Here is an 18,523-nt window from a genome sequence, read left to right as displayed (position 1 = left end):
ACTGATTGGTGATTATTTTTGGCATATGTTCATTCGATTATTTTTTATGCAGCTCAATGACATAATCTTCATCAACAGATGATTAATCCGATCTCCGCTGCAACAGTTTTGCCATATTAATCGACTCGACCAGCTGTGTCCGGTTGATCCGGGGTGAGTTGAGATCCATCACTTTTTGCCATAGTTCGATGGCTTGCGCGTAATTCGCCTGCATAAACGCATCGGAAGCCAGCAGCATCAGAGCGGTGATTTCGTTAGAGTCCAGCGCGAGGGCTTTGTCGATCATTGCGCGAGTCTGGGCGGTCATATGCTGGCTGGCCTGGTAATAAAGCACCGTCGCCAGCGCCGCATACAGTTCAGCGTTCTCACCACGTAGTTGCAACGCCTGACGATACGCCAGCAGCGAATTGCTGTAATCGTTTTGCCACAGATAGTACTCGCCCAGTAACGCCCATTGTTCGCTGTTTTGTGGATTAGCGCGGATTTTATCCTGCAATGCCTGAAGCTGCGCTTCCGGGGTTTGCTGGCTGGCAAACTGATGTAGCGGATCGCGCTGACGCTGATACTCCGCACGTACCGCCTGCCATTTTGGGCTTAACAGATAACTGCCGACACAGAGGAATACCATCAATATCGTGAGTGTTGTCAGCATTTTCACCGGTATTTGAGGCTGTTTCATCGCTTAGCCCTCACTCGCCAGAGGATCAGTGCCATCAGCAATAACAACACCACTGGCAGCGCCCACAACACCAGCGTCTGACCCGTTAACGGTGGGTTATAGCGAACAAAATCTCCGTAGCGTTCGGTCATCCAGCCAATGATTTCGACTTCGTTCTTCCCCTCCGACACCATGCTATAAACCTGATGGCGCATACTGACCGCCACCGGCGCATTGGATTCGAGTAAGTTTTGATTCTGGCACTGCGGACAACGTAACTGGCTGGCAATATTTAACGCCTGTTGCTGTTGTTGCGGATTGGCGAATTGCCAGGTGTCTACAACCTGAGCGCGCGCAAAACAGGTAAATAACAGCAGTAGCGTGAGAAGCCCTTTATTCATCGCGCTTCTTCCCCCGCCATCCGCTTAACAATGCGCCCGCAATCATCAACAATCCTCCCCCCCAGATCCAGCGCACACCGCTTTGTACATACAAACGAAAAGCGTAACGATCCGCTCTGGTTTTTTCACCCATGACCGCATACCAGTCATGGATGCCGTTCCAGCGAATTGACGGTTCCATCATTTGCTGACGGCGTGCTTCATAAAAACGCCGCTCCGGCGTTAATTCACCAATGCGTTGCTGATGGTCAAACAGCGCCACTATCGCTTTTTCGCTGGTGTAATTGCCTCTGGCTTGCAGATCGAGTCGCTCAAAACGGAAGGTGTATCCTGCCAGCGTCACCTGCTGACCCGGCTGTAAATTCAGGCTGATCTCCTGACGACTGACACTGGAAACCACGATCCCCGCGGCAAATAACAGCACGCCAGCATGAGCTACCAGCGCCGGAAGCTGCACGCGTTTGCCAGAGACAAACGTCGCCAGCACAATCACCACCAGCATCAACAGACCAAACGGTAACGTCGCGCGGTTAAAATACGGCGCGCCAACGGAGAGGCGTCCCCAGCCCAGCAGGCCGTAAATCATCGGATAAAGCGTTCCCACCAGCACGATCAGTAGCACTGCGCAAAACAGCAACAGCGTAGCGAGGATTAACATTTCCCGCGATAACCCCGAAAAACGCACCGCCGGGCCACCGTCCCGCGCTCGCCAGCCATACAGAGCCAAAGACGCAAGGCTAATCAGTGCAAACAGGCTGAACAACGGCACGGCGCGGACGTTATCCAGTGCGAACGCATGAACCGAAACCAGAATGCCAGAACGGACAATTAAGGTGCCCAGCAGCGACAGCATCAGAGTAACTATCGCCAGCAACAGCGACCAGTGGCGGAAAATCCCCCGCTGGCGTGTCAGGGACAAACTGTGCAGCAGCGCAGTGGCAGAAAGCCAGGGTAATAAAGAGGCGTTTTCCACCGGATCCCAGAACCACCAGCCGCCCCAGCCGAGTTCGCAGTAGGCCCACCAGGAACCGAGGATGATCCCCGCCGTTAATGCACTCCAGCCAGGTAACGCCCAGCGCCAGCAAATTCGGGCGCTGGCCGCATCAAACTCGCCGCGCAGTAGACTCGCCAGCGCCACGCTCGCCGCTACCATCAAACCGCCATAGCCAAGGTAAAGCAGCGGTGGATGAAAGATAAGACCGGGATGTTGCAGCATCGGATTGAGATCGCGGCCTTCGATTGCTGGTGGAAATATCCGCACGAAGGGATCGGACCACAGCACCACAAACAGTAGCAGTGCGGCGAGCATGAGAGATAAAACGGCTAGCGTCAGCGGAAATAGCGGATCGCTTTGCTGCCGATAATGCCAGGCAAACAGCGCGCTCCAGGCGGAAAGCAGCAGCACCCAAAGCAGCAGCGAACCTTCATGACCGCCCCACACCGCCGCCAGTTTGAGTTCCCACGACAGCATGCTGTAGCTATGTTGGGCGACATAAATGACCGAGAAATCGCTGATGAGAAAACAATACGTCAGTACGCCAAAGGCGAGCAGCAGGAGCGCGAACTGCGCCAGAATGCCGATGCAAGTGAGTCGCATCATGGCAGGCCAGCGCAACCGCACTCCCGCAAAGGCCGTCAACGGGGTCAACACGTTGACCCCGAGACTTAACAACAACGCCAGAAAACCGACTTCAGGAAGGAATACGTCCAGAAACCACCTCTTTTCTGGCTTACGCCACCGTCAACTGTCCGGCGTAGAGAATGAAAAAGCGCAGCATCAACACGCCGACCAGACTGGCCCCACACGCCGCCAGCACGGCAGGAATGCCGGAACTGCGATTGACCCACGGTTTGAGCAACATTGGCACAATCAGCCCCAGCCCGGCGACACCAAGCCAGAACCACCACGTCCAGAAACCGCCACCTAATGCCGCCACCAGCGCACGAACTTTACCGTCATCGCCCAGCGCCAGACCGACAAAAAACGCCACCAGCAGGAAGATTTCACCCCATACCACGGGGATTTCCATCCGGTGAACAAAGTGCGCTTCCGTGGAATGCGGGTTACTGCGTTGGCGTATCGCCATGGCGATCAGCGCCACCGCCGCACCGGACGAGATGCCGGAGAAGAGGAGCAGCACCGGCAGGCTCGGGTTATTGAGGAACGGATACGATTTCAGCGCCGACAGCAGAAAGCCGGTATAAGCCCCCAGCAGCACCGCCAACACCAGCATCAGCGTTTCCAGTCCGCGATGAACGGGCGTCAGAAGGCTCAGAACCTTTTGCACGATCCCCAGCTTCGGCAACCAGCGTTGTTGCAGGGCAAGCAAATCATATTCAAAGATTTTCGCCAGCCACAGCACCAGCACCACCATGTAGAGCTGAAACAGCATCACCCCCATCGACATCACCGAGGTAAAACTGTAGTGGAACATCAGCTTCCAGAAGGTCCACGGTCTTGTCAGGTGGAAGACGAGGATCAACAGACCGAGGATCACCGCGCCCGGCCCGACAATCAGCGTGGTGCGCAGCAACGTACTGTCTGCACCGCCCGCCTGCGGGTAGAAGCGACGTAACAGCACGGCCAGCGTCACCAGACCGGCAGAAATACCAATCAAAAACAGGTAGATGGCAATCGGCCAGTCCCACACCAGCGATTCAAAATGAAATGCGGAAGTCTGCGTCATTGGCTCACCTCCCCGTATTTAAACGGTACGCGGTACAGCTTCGGTTTGGTTCCCAGCGCCAGCTTGTAGCGGTAAGTAGGCTTCTGGCGCAGCAGTTGCGAAATCTCACTGTTAGGATCGTCCAGATTGCCAAACGTCAGCGCCTTCGTCGGGCAAGCTTCAACGCACGCGGGAAGCTTACCGGCCTGCAAATTGGTCTTACGACAGAAATCGCATTTGTCCGCCGTCTTCGTGACCGGATGGATAAAGCGCACGCGGTACGGACAGGCGGCGATGCAGTACTGACAACCGACGCAGAGATCAGGATTAACATCGACAATCCCGCTAGCGGCATCACGAAAAGACGCACCGGTCGGGCAGACGTCAACGCACGGCGCATGCTCGCAGTGCTGGCAAGACTTACGGAAGAAGCGATATTTCACATCAGGAAATTCGCCCTGCGGCTCGCTACGAATAATCGTCAGGCGCGAGACGCCTTCCGGCACCTTGTTCACTTCCCGACAAGCATCCATACAGGCGGTACAGCCGATGCATAACGACTCGTCATGCACCATGCCGTAACGCACCCCATTGATATTCAACGTTTTCGCCACCACGCGCCCTGCGGTGCCGCTGACGGCTGCCAGCACGCCGACGCCGGTGAGAAACTGGCGACGAGACCAGGTCATGGCTGCTCCTTAAGCAACGGAACAGACGCCGGGTTAAAGTTCGGATTGGTGCGCTGATCGCTGTGGCAATCGACGCAAATCTTAATCCGTCCTTTGTCACTTAACGTCTGCATCGTATCTTGCTGTGGATGCAGGGAATGGCAGCTGGCGCACGCCACTTTGGTTACGTGGACATCGTGCGGCCAGAACGCTTTTTGCAACTGTTCCGGCAGATGACAGGACATACAGACGCTGTTCTGCTCTCCGACCTTGTACATCGGCTCGTTAAAGCGCATCACATCTTTCACCCCTTCGCGGTGTTGCGGTGATGGCTGGCCGTGACAGTTGGTGCAGGTGACCGGCAATTTGTTATTCGGGTTGATAACGGAAGCATGTTTGCCATGCATACCTTCGGTATCTGGTTTATGACAGTCCAGACAGACGGCATCCGGGTTACGCTGCTGGGTAACTTCGTAGCGATCACCAGATGCCTGCACCGCAGGGGTAGCGGTAATTCCGTTCAGGCTCCACAACAGGCCCGACGCCAGCACCCCAGCAGTTAATAACGAACGTAATACGCTCATATTCACTCCATTGTGTTTTCCGCCCCTTGCGAGGCGGAACGGGGTTATTGGCTTAACAGACCGTTTTTACGTGCCTGCTCTTCCCACTGCGGGATCACCGTTTTGATGAAGTCCTGCTTCTCGGCCTTGATTTGTTCCATGTTCAGGCCAATGGCCTGCTGGGCTTTCTCTTTGGTCGAGATATCCGGGATCTGGATTTCATGGGTGATGCCTTTGGTCGCCAGCAGGCGCGCCAGTTTGGTGCGCGCATCCGCCGCTTTATCCATCGCCGTACCGAGCATCCGTAGACCTTCTTCCGGTGCGTGCATATGAATACCGTGGGAAGCGATCGCCAGATCCCAACGCCACTGGGCATGACGGATATCGTCCTGAATCGGCTTCATTTCGGCTTCCGTCGCGCCTGCATCCAGCGCCGCTTTCGCTTCGAAGTGAGCGTGAACCAGTTGATCTTCAACCTTGATTTTCAGGTCGTTAATCGATTGCTTACGTTCCGCGACCACTTTTTGCAAGGCAGCTTTATCCTGGGTATGGCAGTTCGCACAAGTCTGGGCGAAGTTATCAAACGGATTACCAATTTTATGGTCGGTGTAGAGTTTGCCTTCGGCGTTCTGCACTTTTGGCATATGGCAGTCGATACAGGTCACGTTGTTTTTACCGTGAATGCCCGCTGTCCAGGTTTCATATTCCGGGTGCTGCGCTTTCAGCATTGGCGTTTTCGACAGGGAGTTAGTCCAGTCAGAGAAGGCAATTTTGTCGTAATACTGCTCCATATTTTCGACTTTCATGCCGTCATCCCACGGGAATTTAACCGCTTTGTTTTTGCCGTCGAAGTAATACTCCACATGGCACTGACCGCAAACCATCGATTGCTTGTCGAAACGTCCGGCTTTCTCAAAAGGTTTACCAATGGCTTCCATCGCGCGAGCCGCATACGGACGGGAAAGGGTTAACTCCGGTTTGCCTTTGGCGAACTCTGGTGAGGCGGTGTTATGGCAGTCGGCACAACCTAAGTTGTTGACGATTTCCGGGCCGCCGCGCGCCCATTTACCGTGGAAGTAGCCATCTTCGCCGTCTTTCTGGATCAGACGCGCCACATCCGGGCTTTTACAACTCCAGCACGCCATCGGTAGCGGACCATCTTCAGCGTTTTTCGGCGCACCGGTACGCAGGGTTTCACGCACATCGGTCACAGCAAAGGCATGTCCACGCGGCTTGTTGTAATCGCGCGAGAAGGGATACCCCGCCCACAGGATCACCAGCCGTGGATCTTCCTCCAGGGCGTCAACACGCTCTGACTGTTCCGAGGTGGCTTTCCAGGAGAGATATTGATCGTGATGCTGCGGGGCAAAGGTTTCATTCTTCGCTTCCACAGTTACAGGTTTTGCGGGAGCTGCCGTTTGTTCAGCGTGAACAGAAGTGAAAAAGAAAAAAGGAATCAATAAGCTGAAGATACGGCGTGCGTTTATTTTTATCCTTGTCATAGGGGCTTCATCCGAATTGCGCCATTGTTGCAATGGCGGTTTTTATTGTTTTTCACGACAGTAACCGCACCTACACTGTCATGACATTGCTCACCCCTATGTGTAACAAATAACCACACTGTGAATGTTGTCTTTAATCAATTGTAAGTGCATGTAAAATACCACTTTAGAGTTAGTTAGTATCTTCCTCTTTTTCAACAGCATGCATAACTGCATGTTCCTCAAAGAATTAATCAACTTTTGTTGGTGACCTTCAAAAATTACCCTGCCGTTTATTTGCACCATTCTACTTTTGCGTGATCTGTCGCCCAAATACTAAACAAAACTGCCAATACCCCTACATTTAACGCTTATGCCACATATTATTAACATCCTACAAGGAGAACAAAAGCATGAGCCAAATTCACAAACACACCATTCCTGCCAACATCGCAGACCGTTGCCTGATAAACCCTCAGCAGTACGAGGCGATGTATCAACAATCTATTAACGTACCTGATACCTTCTGGGGCGAACAGGGAAAAATTCTCGACTGGATCAAACCGTACCAGAAGGTGAAAAATACCTCCTTTGCCCCCGGTAATGTGTCCATTAAATGGTACGAGGACGGCACGCTGAATCTGGCGGCAAACTGCCTTGACCGCCATCTGCAAGAAAACGGCGATCGCACCGCCATCATCTGGGAAGGCGACGACGCCAGCCAGAGCAAACATATCAGCTATAAAGAGCTGCACCGCGACGTCTGCCGCTTCGCCAATACCCTGCTCGAGCTGGGCATTAAAAAAGGTGATGTGGTGGCGATTTATATGCCGATGGTGCCGGAAGCCGCGGTTGCGATGCTGGCCTGCGCCCGCATTGGCGCGGTGCATTCGGTGATTTTCGGCGGCTTCTCGCCGAAAGCCGTTGCCGGGCGCATTATTGATTCCAACTCACGACTGGTGATCACTTCCGACGAAGGCGTGCGCGCCGGGCGTAGTATTCCGCTGAAGAAAAACGTTGATGACGCACTAAAAAACCCGAACGTCACCAGCGTAGAGCATGTGGTGGTACTGAAGCGTACTGGCGGAAACATCGACTGGCAGGAAGGGCGCGACCTGTGGTGGCACGACCTGGTTGAGCAAGCCAGCGATCAGCACCAGGCGGAAGAGATGAACGCCGAAGATCCGCTGTTTATTCTCTATACCTCCGGTTCTACCGGAAAACCAAAAGGCGTACTGCACACTACCGGCGGTTATCTGGTGTACGCGGCGCTGACCTTTAAATATGTCTTTGATTATCATCCGGGTGATATCTACTGGTGCACCGCCGATGTGGGCTGGGTTACCGGACACAGTTATTTGCTGTACGGCCCGCTGGCCTGCGGCGCGACCACGCTGATGTTTGAAGGCGTACCGAACTGGCCGACGCCTGCCCGTATGGCGCAGGTGGTGGACAAGCATCAGGTCAATATTCTCTATACCGCACCCACGGCGATCCGCGCGCTGATGGCGGAAGGCGATAAAGCGATTGAAGGCACCGACCGTTCGTCGCTACGCATTCTCGGTTCCGTGGGCGAGCCAATTAACCCGGAAGCGTGGGAGTGGTACTGGAAAAAAATCGGCAACGAGAAATGTCCGGTGGTCGATACCTGGTGGCAGACCGAAACCGGCGGTTTCATGATCACCCCGCTGCCTGGCGCTACCGAGCTGAAAGCCGGTTCGGCAACACGTCCGTTCTTCGGCGTGCAACCGGCGCTGGTCGATAACGAAGGTAACCCGCTGGAAGGGGCTACCGAAGGTAGCCTGGTGATCACCGACTCCTGGCCTGGTCAGGCGCGTACGCTGTTTGGCGATCACGAACGTTTTGAGCAGACCTATTTTTCCACCTTCAAAAATATGTATTTCAGCGGCGACGGCGCGCGTCGCGATGAAGATGGCTATTACTGGATCACCGGGCGTGTGGACGACGTGCTGAACGTCTCCGGTCACCGTCTGGGGACGGCAGAGATAGAGTCGGCGCTGGTGGCGCATCCGAAGATTGCCGAAGCCGCCGTAGTAGGTATTCCGCACAATATTAAAGGTCAGGCGATCTACGCCTATGTCACGCTTAATCACGGGGAGGAACCGTCACCAGAACTGTACGCAGAAGTCCGCAACTGGGTGCGTAAAGAGATTGGCCCGCTGGCGACGCCAGACGTGCTGCACTGGACCGACTCCCTGCCTAAAACCCGCTCCGGCAAAATTATGCGCCGTATTCTGCGCAAAATTGCGGCGGGCGATACCAGCAACCTGGGCGATACCTCGACGCTTGCCGATCCTGGCGTGGTCGAGAAGCTGCTTGAAGAGAAGCAGGCTATCGCGATGCCATCGTAACCCACAATTGCCGGATGCGAATCGGTAACGGTTTGTAGGCCTGATAAGACGCGACAGCGTCGCATCAGGCATTGATTGCCGGATGCGGCGTAAACGCCTTATCCGGCCTACATTCGGCAAGGGTTACCCGAGCGTTAACCTTCTCCCATAAGGGAGCGGGAATTAAAACAATCCCTACATTACCTCTGGAGAATCTGTGATGAATGGTACGATTTATCAGCGGATAGAAGACAATGCGCATTTCAGGGAGTTAGTCGAAAAACGGCAACGGTTTGCCACCATCCTGTCGATTATTATGCTGGCAGTTTATATCGGCTTTATTTTACTGATCGCCTTCGCGCCCGGCTGGCTGGGCACGCCGCTGAATCCGAACACCAGCGTCACACGCGGTATTCCAATTGGTGTTGGAGTGATTGTGATCTCCTTTGTTCTCACCGGTATCTACATCTGGCGGGCGAACGGCGAATTCGACCGTCTTAATAATGAAGTCCTGCATGAGGTACAAGCATCATGAAAAGAGTTCTGACGGCGCTTGCCGCCACACTCCCTTTCGCAGCTAACGCCGCGGATGCTATTAGCGGGGCCGTAGAGCGCCAGCCAACGAACTGGCAGGCGATTATTATGTTCCTGATTTTCGTCGTGTTTACGCTCGGCATTACCTACTGGGCATCAAAACGCGTACGTTCTCGTAGCGACTACTACACCGCAGGCGGCAATATCACTGGCTTCCAGAACGGGCTGGCGATTGCCGGGGACTATATGTCCGCCGCCTCATTCTTGGGGATCTCCGCGCTGGTGTTTACCTCCGGCTATGACGGGCTGATCTACTCGTTGGGCTTCCTGGTGGGCTGGCCAATCATTCTGTTTCTGATTACCGAACGTCTGCGTAACCTGGGACGCTACACCTCTGCCGATGTGGCCTCTTATCGTCTGAAACAAGGGCCGATTCGTATTCTTTCGGCCTGTGGTTCTCTGGTGGTGGTGGCGCTTTACCTTATCGCTCAGATGGTAGGCGCAGGTAAACTGATCGAGCTGCTGTTTGGCCTTAACTATCACATTGCGGTGGTGCTGGTCGGCGTGCTGATGATGATGTACGTCCTGTTCGGCGGCATGCTGGCGACCACCTGGGTACAAATTATCAAAGCTGTGCTGTTGCTGTTCGGTGCCAGCTTTATGGCCTTTATGGTGATGAAACACGTCGGCTTTAGCTTCAACAATCTGTTCAGCGAAGCGATGGCGGTACACCCGAAAGGTGTCGACATCATGAAACCGGGCGGACTGGTGAAAGATCCGATCTCCGCGCTCTCTCTGGGGCTGGGACTGATGTTTGGTACGGCGGGCTTGCCGCACATTCTGATGCGCTTCTTTACAGTCAGCGATGCCCGCGAAGCACGTAAGAGCGTGTTCTACGCCACCGGATTTATGGGCTACTTCTATATTCTGACCTTTATTATCGGCTTCGGCGCGATCATGCTTGTTGGTGCGAATCCGGAATATAAAGACGCGGCGGGCCATCTGATTGGTGGTAACAACATGGCGGCCGTTCACCTGGCGAATGCAGTGGGCGGCAACCTATTCCTCGGTTTTATTTCAGCGGTTGCTTTCGCCACTATCCTCGCGGTGGTTGCGGGTCTGACGCTGGCGGGCGCATCGGCGGTTTCGCATGACTTGTACGCTAACGTCTTCAAAAAAGGCGCGACCGAACGTGAAGAGCTGCGGGTATCAAAAATCACCGTACTGATCCTCGGCGTGATTGCGATTATCCTCGGCGTGCTGTTTGAGAATCAGAACATCGCCTTTATGGTAGGCCTTGCGTTTGCCATCGCGGCGAGCTGTAACTTCCCGATCATTCTGCTTTCCATGTACTGGTCGAAACTGACTACCCGTGGCGCGATGCTGGGCGGCTGGCTGGGGCTGATTACCGCAGTGGTGCTGATGATCCTCGGCCCGACTATTTGGGTACAGATCCTCGGTCACGAAAAAGCCATCTTCCCGTATGAATACCCGGCGCTGTTCTCTATCAGCGTGGCATTCCTCGGCATCTGGTTCTTCTCGGCAACCGATAACTCAGCGGAAGGGGCGCGCGAGCGTGAACTGTTCCGCGCGCAGTTTATCCGCTCCCAGACCGGCTTTGGCGTTGAGCAAGGCCGCGCACATTAATCTCTCCCCTTCCCCGGTCGCCTGACCGGGGAATACTCTTCCTCTCCAACATGCATCACCTTTTCCCATAATATTAAACAAATAAACTCATTAAAAAATGAGCGATTTTTGACAGTCGTAGAAAATGATAATGCAGAGAATATGCCTTTTCTTTCTTGTTAATTATAAGGATATTTTATGCGCTATAATGGTTTAAATAATATGTTTTTCCCTCTTTGCCAGATTAACGATAACCACTCTATCACAAGTTCATCACATACAAAGAAAACAAAATCAGATAATTACAGCAAACATCATAAAAACACGTTAATTGACAATAAAGCCCTCTCTCTTTTCAAAATAGATGATCATGAAAAAGTGATAGGCTTGATTCAGAAAATGAAAAGAATTTATGATAGTTTACCATCAGGAAAAATCACGAAAGAAACGGACAGGAAAATACATAAATATTTTATAGATATAGCGTTATATGCAAATAATAAATGTGACGATAGAATTACGAGAAGAGTTTACCTTAGTAAAGAAAATGATGTATCCATTAAGGTGGTATATTTTATAAATAATGTCGCCGTCCATAATAATACTATCGAAATTCCACAGATAGTAAATGGTGGTTACGATTTTTCACACCTTAGCCTGAAGGGTATCGTGATTAAAGATGAAGATTTATCCAATTCGAATTTTGCAGGTTGCAGACTACAAAACGCTATTTTCCAGGACTGTAATATGTATAAAACGAATTTTTATTACGCCATAATGGAAAAAATACTTTTTGATAATTGTATTCTCGATGACTCAAATTTCGCTCAGATAAAAATGGCTGACGGAACTCTAAATGCATGCTCCGCTATGCATGTTCAATTCTACAATGCAGCAATGAATAGAGCCAATATTAAAAATACCTTCCTTGACTATTCAAATTTTTATATGGCGTACATGGCTGAGGTAAATCTTTATAAAGTAATAGCGCCATATGTTAATTTATTTAAAGCCGACCTTAGTTTCTCTAAACTCGATTTAATTAACTTTGAACATGCTGATCTGTCTCGCGTCAATCTGAACAAAGCAATCCTCCAGAATATAAACTTAATTGATAGCAAACTCTTTTGTACGTGGCTGACAAATACATTCCTCGAAATGGTTATATGTACCGGCTCTAATATGGCTAATGTTAATTTTAATAATGCCAATTTAAGCAACTGCCATTTCAACTGTTCTATTTTAACAAAAGCCTGTATGTTTAATACCCGTCTCTATCGGGTTAATTTCGATGAGGCTAGCGTCCAGGGAATGGGCATTTCCATTCTCCGTGGGGAGGAAAATATCCCCATTGATAGTGATACCCTGGTAACACTACAGAAATTCTTTGAAGAAGATTGTACCTCTCATACTGGCATGTCACAAACTGAGGATAATATTAATGCAGTCGCTATGAAGATTACTGCAGATATTATGCAACACGCAGATTGAGGTTAAGTCGAAGAACAGCCAATGAATTGACTTTACAAGAGAGATAACTTATTTGTTTTAGAATCATGAATGTTCGCCCGAGCTAACCTGTTAAAGGTGCAAAAGATTGCACCTTTTTCAGATTACCTCGGGCCTGGTTACGTCGCTTTCGGCTTACTGATTTTCCTCAATTAGCAACGCTTCAAGCAAATCGAGATCGTGCAGTAATTTTTGCAGCGTTTCGTTGCTGATCTCCCGCGTGGCGCGCAGGTGGTACAGTTCAGCACGTTCAGAACGCAATGCCGCCAGACGGAAGCGACGCTCAAGGTTCTCTTCCTGCACGGAACTTTCAACGTCGTTACGTCCATCGGCGCGACGACGCAGGTTACCAATGACGCGAGAACTGACCTCCGTAAGCAACTGGTTATCGATATTCTCTTCGGTATCCGCCGCCAGACGCTCCTCCATTTTCTGGATCGCCACAATCGCCACTTCTGCCGTTGCCGCTCGCGCAATACGTTCTTCTTTCAATTGTTGCGAATGGTCCGCGACTTCAATGTGTTGTAGCAGAATAGGCAACATCACCACGCCGACAAACAGCGAGAAGAGAATGACGCCAGCCGCCAGGAACACCAGCTCATAGCGCGCCGGGAAGACGTTACCATCCGGCAAGAGCAGCGGGATTGAGAGCACACCGGCCAGAGTGATCGCCCCACGCACCCCAGCGAAAGACGCGATCAGGATTTCTCGTGTGGTCCACGAACCAAACTCCATCGGCTTCTTCTTCAGGAAGCGGTTGCTGAACTTTTTCATCGTCCACAGCCAGCCGAAACGGACCAGCATCAGCGCCGCATATATCAGAATAATATCGGTAAACAGCATCCAGATTTCGACGTTAGGGTCGATTTCTGCCGCCATCAGCGACGTCTCCAGAATACCCGGCAGTTGCAGACCTAACAGCAGGAACACCATGCCGTTAAAGACAAATTCCAGCATCGCCCAGGTGCTGTTTGCGCGCAGGCGCATTGCCAGTGGCGCACGGCGCATCACACCGGAGCGGGTGATGGTCATCCCGGCGGCAACCGCAGCGAGGATGCCCGAAACGCCAATATGTTCGGCAATCAGATAAGAAGCGAATGGCAGCAAGAACAGCAGAACGATCTGCGTCGCGGGTTCATCACCGCCCCAGCGGCTGAGGAATCGCAGCGAGCGACCATACAGCCAGCTCACCACAAAACCGGCAAGAATACCGCCAATGGCTACTTTCATAAATTCGACCGTCGCACCGCCGACAGTGAAGATCATCGTCCCCATCGCCACTGCCACGGCAAACTTCAACGACACCAGGCCGGAAGCGTCATTCATCAACGCTTCGCCCTGCAAAATGCCCATGATTTTTTTCGGGATGCGCCCTTCGCCAACAATCCCGGAGAGCGCCACAGCATCGGTCGGAGAAAGTACCGCCGCCAGCGCAAAGGCGGGGATCAGCGGAATGCCCGGCACCACCCAGTAAATAAGGAAGCCAATGCCGACCACGGTGACCACCACCAGCGCCAGCGCGAGGCCGAAAATCTCTCGACCATGTTCGAGAAATTCACGGGTCGGCGTTTTCCAGCCATCAGCGAACAGCAACGGCGGGATAAACAAGACTAAAAAGAGTTCAGGATCAAACTCCACATGCAAACCAAACGTCGGCCACGCCAGTAGCGCACCGATGGCGATTTGCATAAGCGGAAGCGGGATCTGAAAGGGCATGACACGAGTGACCACCCCGGACAGCGAGACCACGAGGGTCATTATCAGTATGGTGAAGAAGATTTCCATGCGTTCCCTGTTTGCGATGTTTTTTATGATCTGAGAAAGACGTTATGCCTGAATTCTCATTTTTTCAGAATATCGCAAAAGCTCACACAATGTGCGGAGAAAATAAAAACGGGCAGCCATTGCCACCCGTTTTCAGAATCCGATGAAAGATTAGATAGCCCAGCCCCCCGCATAGAAGGTCACCAGCGCCACGGCGATAACGACCGTACCGATGTTCAACTTGCGCCATTCACCGGAAACCAGACGACCAATCACCAGAGTCGCGAAGCCGATCATGATGCCTGTTACGATGTTACAGGTCAGCACGATGAATACCGCCGTAACCAGACCCGCCATCGCATCAACAAAATCAGCAAAGTCGATTTTCGCCACGTTGCTCAGCATCAGCAGGCCAACGTACATCAGCGCCGGAGCCGTTGCATACCCCGGAACGAGGTAAGAAAGCGGAGAGAGGAACAGAATCAGCAGGAACAGCACGCCAACGGTGATAGCCGTCAACCCGGTTTTACCGCCCGCCGCCGTACCCGCCGCAGACTCGATGTATACCGCTGCCGGAGCTGCACCCACCAGGCCAGAGAAAACGCTGCTCATGGAGTCAGTGGTCAGTGCTTTCCCGCCGTCGATGATCTGCCCATCTTTATCCAGCAGGTTCGCCTGGCCGGCGACAGCGCGGATAGTTCCGGTGGCATCAAATACTGCCGTCATCACCAGCGCCAGAACGCTTGGCAGGACTACAGGATTCAGCGCGCCCATAATGTCCAGGCTGCCAATCAGTGAATTGCCGTTTTCATCGCTCAATGAAGGCATGGCGAAAACGCCGGAGAAATGGACGTTAGGATCGAAGATCAAACCGACAATTGAGATACCGATAATGGTCAGCAGAATGCCACCAGGGACTTTCAGTTTTTCCAAGCCGATGATCACCGCCAGACCTACCAGTGACATAATCACCGGGAAGGTCGCGAAATCACCCAGCGCAACGGGCAGACCATCAAGCGGGTTTTTAATCACCAGACCGACACCATTAGCGGCAATGAGCAGCAGGAACAGACCGATACCGATCCCCGTGCCGTGCGCCACACCGTGCGGCAAGTTGCGCAAAATCCAGCTACGGATACCCGTGGCAGAAATTACCGTAAACAGCACCCCCATCAGGAACGCGGCACCCAGCGCGACAGGTACGCTAATATGTTGCCCCAGCACCAGGCTGAATGCGGTAAACGCCGTCAGGGAGATGGCGCAACCAATCGCCAACGGCAGATTAGCCCACAGACCCATCACGATAGAACCGAGTCCGGCAACCAGACAGGTTGCAACGAAAACTGCCGCAGGCGGGAAGCCTGCTTTACCCAACATACCTGGAACGACGATGACCGAGTAGACCATCGCCAGAAACGTTGTTAACCCGGCAACCACTTCCTGACGGACAGTGCTTCCACGTTGTGAAATTTTAAACCAGGCGTCGAGTGAACCGCCGGTACGCGCTGATGGCGTAGACATAAGAAAACATCCCCTGAGAGTTTAATTTTCGTCAAGATGCGTGGCGGACAATCCCCTGCCAGCGAAACGTTATCTTCCTGCTCCAGGTTTGCGGCAATTTGGTGCGTCGCAAAAAAGCAAACGTTTAGCTCCGCGCATACAAAACGGGTGGTAAAAAAGCAAACGATTATCCGGCGATCATAGCGGCTTTTTCAACCGAAGTTTGCTGCTTTTTTCTCTTTTATTGTCTTGACGATGAAAAACCAGGCAATTGATGCGCAAACGTTATCGTCGATGTGCAAGATTGCAGCGTTATCGAGCCGTATACCGTTCTGGATTGCGATAAAAAATCGTCTGAGATGACAAAAATATTGCGGCTAAAAAGTATACTTTTACACTGGCGAAGAAACGTCGGTGACATACAATTAAAGCATCAACACCAACCGGAACCTCCACCACGTGCTCGAATGAGGTGTGTTGACGTCGGGGGAAACCCTCCTGTGTTCCAGCGGGATAGAGAGAAAGACAAAGACCGGAAAACAAACTAAAGCGCCCTTGTGGCGCTTTAGTTTTGTGTTTGCGGATAATTCCAAAAGAGCTCGATCAGTCCCCTCGCCCCTTCGGGGAGAGGGTTAGGGTGAGGGGAACAGGCAGCACCAGTGCAAATATTTACCCTCACCCCGGCCTCATAGTTAACGATGAGTCAGCTTGTCCTTGTGGCGCTTTAGTTTTGTTCATCTTCCAGCAAGCGTGCGCCGGTACCTTCTTCTCCTAAGCGGTCGCCCGGGTTACGCAACGGGCAATCACTGCGCGAAAGGCAGCCACAACCAATACATCCGTCCAGTTCGTCACGCAGCGCCACTAAGGTATGAATGCGCCGATCCAACTCTTCTCGCCATTGGGACGAAAGCTGTTTCCACTCTTTCGCACTTAACGTATGCCCTTCTGGCAACACGCCAAACGCTTCACCAATGGTCGCCAGCGGAATGCCAATACGCTGAGCGATTTTGATAATTGCGACATATCGCAACACATCACGTTTATATCGCCGCTGATTGCCGCTGTTACGGATACTAGTAATCAACCCTTTGCTTTCATAGAAATGCAGCGCCGATACCGCCACACCGCTGCGTTTCGCCACTTCGCCAGGGGTTAGCAGCGCTTTAATGCGGGGTAATTTCTTTTCCATAAATCGCTTTACCTCAAGTTAACTTGAGGAATTATACTCCCCAACAGATGAATTAACGAACTGAACACTGAAAAGAGGCAGATTTATGTCCCATCAGAAAATTATTCAGGATCTTATCGCATGGATTGACGTGCATATTGACCAGCCGCTTAACATTGATGTCGTCGCAAAAAAATCAGGCTATTCAAAGTGGTACTTGCAACGGATGTTCCGCACGGTGACGCATCAGACGCTTGGCGATTACATTCGCCAACGCCGCCTGTTACTGGCCGCCGTTGAGTTGCGCACCACCGAGCGTCCGATTTTTGATATCGCAATGGACCTGGGTTATGTCTCGCAGCAGACCTTCTCCCGCGTTTTCCGTCGGCAGTTTGATCGCACTCCCAGCGATTATCGCCACCGCCTGTAGTTTTATTGCCCGCGCGTTAACTCCCGCGCGGGTAATTGCTCCATCCATTGCATAAACACCTGCGGCGGCATCGCCTTCGCAAAAAACCATCCCTGGCAATAGCGCACGCCGCGTTTGCGCAGCCAGTTAACCTGCTCCTCAGTTTCGACGCCTTCAGCGATCGTTTTTAACCCCAGGCTGTGCGCCAGCTCGATGATGTGTTCCGCAATCAAATGACTGGTTTTGTGGGTGGTCAGCGTTTCAACAAACGATTTATCGATTTTCAAAATATCGACATTCAATGATTTAAGGTTATGCAAGTTAGAGTAGCCAATACCAAAATCATCAATTGCCACTTCGTAACCAGCCTGGCGGAAAGCCAGAATAATCGGCGTCATTTTTTCGACATCAAGAAATGCATGCTCAGTCACTTCAAATTTAATTTGCTGCGGACGCACCGCGTATTGCTCTGTTTTCTGATTGATTCGCGCTATCAACCGTGACGTATGAAAATCGGAGGCCGACAGGTTAATAGAAACATAGCGATCGGCATGTGTTGCCAGGTACGCGCCCAGATCGCGGAAGACATTATCAATAACATAATCAGTTATCTGTTCTATCATCCCCTCCTTTTCTGCCAGCGGAATAAACTCTGCCGGATTCATTATTTGCCCCTGCTCACCAGGCCAACGTAACAACGCTTCAGCGCCGATACATTTTTCTGTTTTGATATCGATTATTGGCTGGTAATAAAGACAAAGTTGATGTTTTTCGAGGGCGCGTTGCAATTTACGTTTGGGAGATAAATAGTTTTGTCGAATACGTAGCCAGAGTAATAGCAGAACAAGACTCCCCAAAATACCGGCGGGCAACGCAAAAATAAGATGATTATAAAAATGGGTTATAAGACGTTGATATGAAGTCGCAACAATGGCTGCAATTGGGCGTTTTGTCGAATAAATTGTCGCATATAAATAGCCATTTCTTTGTACGGTTAAATCCTTCAAATGAATCAGCGGAGAAAACGTTGCTGCCGAGGCCTCTTTGCTTAACGAGAAAAAGGTTTTCGTCACCGTATCATACACACCCCATTGCAATGTCGGGTCATCAGACATCACTTCACTCCAGAAGAGAGGGTTGATAACCGCCACATAATTTCCCCGCTGCATATAGGTCATTTTATAGCCAGAGAAAAAAGGCGTATCGCGGTAATAATAGATAGAAA

General features: G+C 51.8%; 16 protein-coding genes. 5 read left to right on the top strand and 11 right to left on the bottom strand.

The window, feature by feature from the left end:
- Window positions 1–82: 82 nt before the first annotated feature.
- The 7 genes from nrfG to nrfA are packed head-to-tail and all read right to left on the bottom strand — an operon-like array spanning window position 83 to window position 6,458.
- Entirely contained in the window at window positions 83–679 is a 597-nt protein-coding gene (nrfG, locus tag ACUU1I_RS09370; RefSeq protein WP_000812982.1) for a heme lyase NrfEFG subunit NrfG, read from the bottom strand.
- Window positions 676–1,059 (bottom strand): heme lyase NrfEFG subunit NrfF, encoded by a 384-nt coding sequence (gene nrfF / locus ACUU1I_RS09365; RefSeq protein ID WP_001032549.1) that lies wholly within the window; start codon window positions 1,057–1,059, stop codon window positions 676–678. Before nrfF ends, nrfG begins: the two co-directional genes overlap by 4 nt.
- The gene (locus tag ACUU1I_RS09360) at window positions 1,052–2,770 is read right to left on the bottom strand and encodes a heme lyase CcmF/NrfE family subunit (RefSeq protein WP_094110515.1); all 1,719 of its coding nucleotides are present in this window, start codon (window positions 2,768–2,770) and stop codon (window positions 1,052–1,054) included. Before ACUU1I_RS09360 ends, nrfF begins: the two co-directional genes overlap by 8 nt.
- Window positions 2,771–2,789: 19 nt before the next feature.
- Window positions 2,790–3,746 (bottom strand): cytochrome c nitrite reductase subunit NrfD, encoded by a 957-nt coding sequence (nrfD, locus tag ACUU1I_RS09355; RefSeq protein WP_000195184.1) that lies wholly within the window; start codon window positions 3,744–3,746, stop codon window positions 2,790–2,792.
- Complete coding sequence (gene nrfC, locus ACUU1I_RS09350) at window positions 3,743–4,414, bottom strand: cytochrome c nitrite reductase Fe-S protein (protein WP_000220291.1); 672 nt, start codon at window positions 4,412–4,414, stop codon at window positions 3,743–3,745. Before nrfC ends, nrfD begins: the two co-directional genes overlap by 4 nt.
- On the bottom strand, window positions 4,411–4,977 hold the full coding sequence (gene nrfB, locus ACUU1I_RS09345) for a cytochrome c nitrite reductase pentaheme subunit (RefSeq protein ID WP_152030581.1): 567 nt from the start codon (window positions 4,975–4,977) through the stop codon (window positions 4,411–4,413). The genes nrfC and nrfB overlap by 4 nt, the downstream gene beginning before the upstream one ends.
- A 44-nt stretch (window positions 4,978–5,021) precedes the next feature.
- Window positions 5,022–6,458: an ammonia-forming nitrite reductase cytochrome c552 subunit gene (gene nrfA, locus ACUU1I_RS09340; protein ID WP_005115928.1), complete on the bottom strand. Its 1,437-nt coding sequence runs from the start codon at window positions 6,456–6,458 to the stop codon at window positions 5,022–5,024.
- 392 nt (window positions 6,459–6,850) lie between these two features.
- On the opposite strand from nrfA, the gene acs reads away from it, so the two are divergent.
- The 4 genes from acs (at window position 6,851) to ACUU1I_RS09320 (ending at window position 12,439) form a co-directional block, all read left to right on the top strand.
- The gene (gene acs / locus ACUU1I_RS09335; protein ID WP_000078250.1) at window positions 6,851–8,809 is read left to right on the top strand and encodes an acetate--CoA ligase; all 1,959 of its coding nucleotides are present in this window, start codon (window positions 6,851–6,853) and stop codon (window positions 8,807–8,809) included.
- A gap of 199 nt (window positions 8,810–9,008) precedes the next feature.
- Window positions 9,009–9,323, top strand: a complete 315-nt coding sequence (locus ACUU1I_RS09330) for a DUF485 domain-containing protein (protein ID WP_001014565.1) — start codon at window positions 9,009–9,011, stop codon at window positions 9,321–9,323.
- On the top strand, window positions 9,320–10,969 hold the full coding sequence (gene actP, locus ACUU1I_RS09325) for a cation/acetate symporter ActP (protein ID WP_000832582.1): 1,650 nt from the start codon (window positions 9,320–9,322) through the stop codon (window positions 10,967–10,969). Before ACUU1I_RS09330 ends, actP begins: the two co-directional genes overlap by 4 nt.
- Before the next feature lie 177 nt (window positions 10,970–11,146).
- Window positions 11,147–12,439: a pentapeptide repeat-containing protein gene (locus ACUU1I_RS09320; protein ID WP_001270110.1), complete on the top strand. Its 1,293-nt coding sequence runs from the start codon at window positions 11,147–11,149 to the stop codon at window positions 12,437–12,439.
- Window positions 12,440–12,592: 153 nt separating this feature from the next.
- On the opposite strand, the gene ACUU1I_RS09315 is transcribed toward ACUU1I_RS09320, so the two are convergent.
- From ACUU1I_RS09315 to soxR, 3 genes are all read right to left on the bottom strand, one after another.
- A complete protein-coding gene (locus ACUU1I_RS09315; protein WP_000402207.1) occupies window positions 12,593–14,242 on the bottom strand; it encodes a Na+/H+ antiporter in 1,650 nt (549 codons plus the stop codon).
- Between the two features lie 150 nt (window positions 14,243–14,392).
- Window positions 14,393–15,742, bottom strand: a complete 1,350-nt coding sequence (ghxP, locus tag ACUU1I_RS09310) for a guanine/hypoxanthine transporter GhxP (protein WP_152030580.1) — start codon at window positions 15,740–15,742, stop codon at window positions 14,393–14,395.
- Between the two features lie 703 nt (window positions 15,743–16,445).
- Window positions 16,446–16,910 carry a redox-sensitive transcriptional activator SoxR gene (gene soxR, locus ACUU1I_RS09305; RefSeq protein ID WP_000412428.1) on the bottom strand — a complete coding sequence of 155 codons (465 nt, stop codon included), beginning with the start codon at window positions 16,908–16,910 and terminating at the stop codon, window positions 16,446–16,448.
- Window positions 16,911–16,995: 85 nt separating this feature from the next.
- On the opposite strand from soxR, the gene soxS reads away from it, so the two are divergent.
- The gene (gene soxS / locus ACUU1I_RS09300) at window positions 16,996–17,319 is read left to right on the top strand and encodes a superoxide response transcriptional regulator SoxS (RefSeq protein WP_000019363.1); all 324 of its coding nucleotides are present in this window, start codon (window positions 16,996–16,998) and stop codon (window positions 17,317–17,319) included.
- A gap of 2 nt (window positions 17,320–17,321) precedes the next feature.
- On the opposite strand, the gene pdeC is transcribed toward soxS, so the two are convergent.
- Window positions 17,322–18,523 (bottom strand): c-di-GMP phosphodiesterase PdeC (pdeC, locus tag ACUU1I_RS09295; RefSeq protein ID WP_449144832.1); only part of this gene is annotated, 1,202 nt, incomplete at its 5' end.

It is taken from the genome of Shigella sp. SIG3 (genome assembly GCF_053555855.1).
This window is presented reverse-complemented; position numbering and strand designations above follow the sequence as displayed.

What these genes read in the sequence shown, in the direction of transcription:
- nrfG (WP_000812982.1), bottom strand. Translation starts at nt 679, where the DNA reads ATGAAACAGCCTCAAATACCGGTGAAAATGCTGACAACACTCACGATA.
- nrfF (WP_001032549.1), bottom strand. Translation starts at nt 1,059, where the DNA reads ATGAATAAAGGGCTTCTCACGCTACTGCTGTTATTTACCTGTTTTGCG.
- nrfD (WP_000195184.1), bottom strand. Translation starts at nt 3,746, where the DNA reads ATGACGCAGACTTCCGCATTTCATTTTGAATCGCTGGTGTGGGACTGG.
- nrfC (WP_000220291.1), bottom strand. Translation starts at nt 4,414, where the DNA reads ATGACCTGGTCTCGTCGCCAGTTTCTCACCGGCGTCGGCGTGCTGGCA.
- nrfB (WP_152030581.1), bottom strand. Translation starts at nt 4,977, where the DNA reads ATGAGCGTATTACGTTCGTTATTAACTGCTGGGGTGCTGGCGTCGGGC.
- nrfA (WP_005115928.1), bottom strand. Translation starts at nt 6,458, where the DNA reads ATGACAAGGATAAAAATAAACGCACGCCGTATCTTCAGCTTATTGATT.
- acs (WP_000078250.1), top strand. Translation starts at nt 6,851, where the DNA reads ATGAGCCAAATTCACAAACACACCATTCCTGCCAACATCGCAGACCGT.
- ACUU1I_RS09330 (WP_001014565.1), top strand. Translation starts at nt 9,009, where the DNA reads ATGAATGGTACGATTTATCAGCGGATAGAAGACAATGCGCATTTCAGG.
- actP (WP_000832582.1), top strand. Translation starts at nt 9,320, where the DNA reads ATGAAAAGAGTTCTGACGGCGCTTGCCGCCACACTCCCTTTCGCAGCT.
- ACUU1I_RS09320 (WP_001270110.1), top strand. Translation starts at nt 11,147, where the DNA reads ATGCGCTATAATGGTTTAAATAATATGTTTTTCCCTCTTTGCCAGATT.
- ACUU1I_RS09315 (WP_000402207.1), bottom strand. Translation starts at nt 14,242, where the DNA reads ATGGAAATCTTCTTCACCATACTGATAATGACCCTCGTGGTCTCGCTG.
- ghxP (WP_152030580.1), bottom strand. Translation starts at nt 15,742, where the DNA reads ATGTCTACGCCATCAGCGCGTACCGGCGGTTCACTCGACGCCTGGTTT.
- soxR (WP_000412428.1), bottom strand. Translation starts at nt 16,910, where the DNA reads ATGGAAAAGAAATTACCCCGCATTAAAGCGCTGCTAACCCCTGGCGAA.
- soxS (WP_000019363.1), top strand. Translation starts at nt 16,996, where the DNA reads ATGTCCCATCAGAAAATTATTCAGGATCTTATCGCATGGATTGACGTG.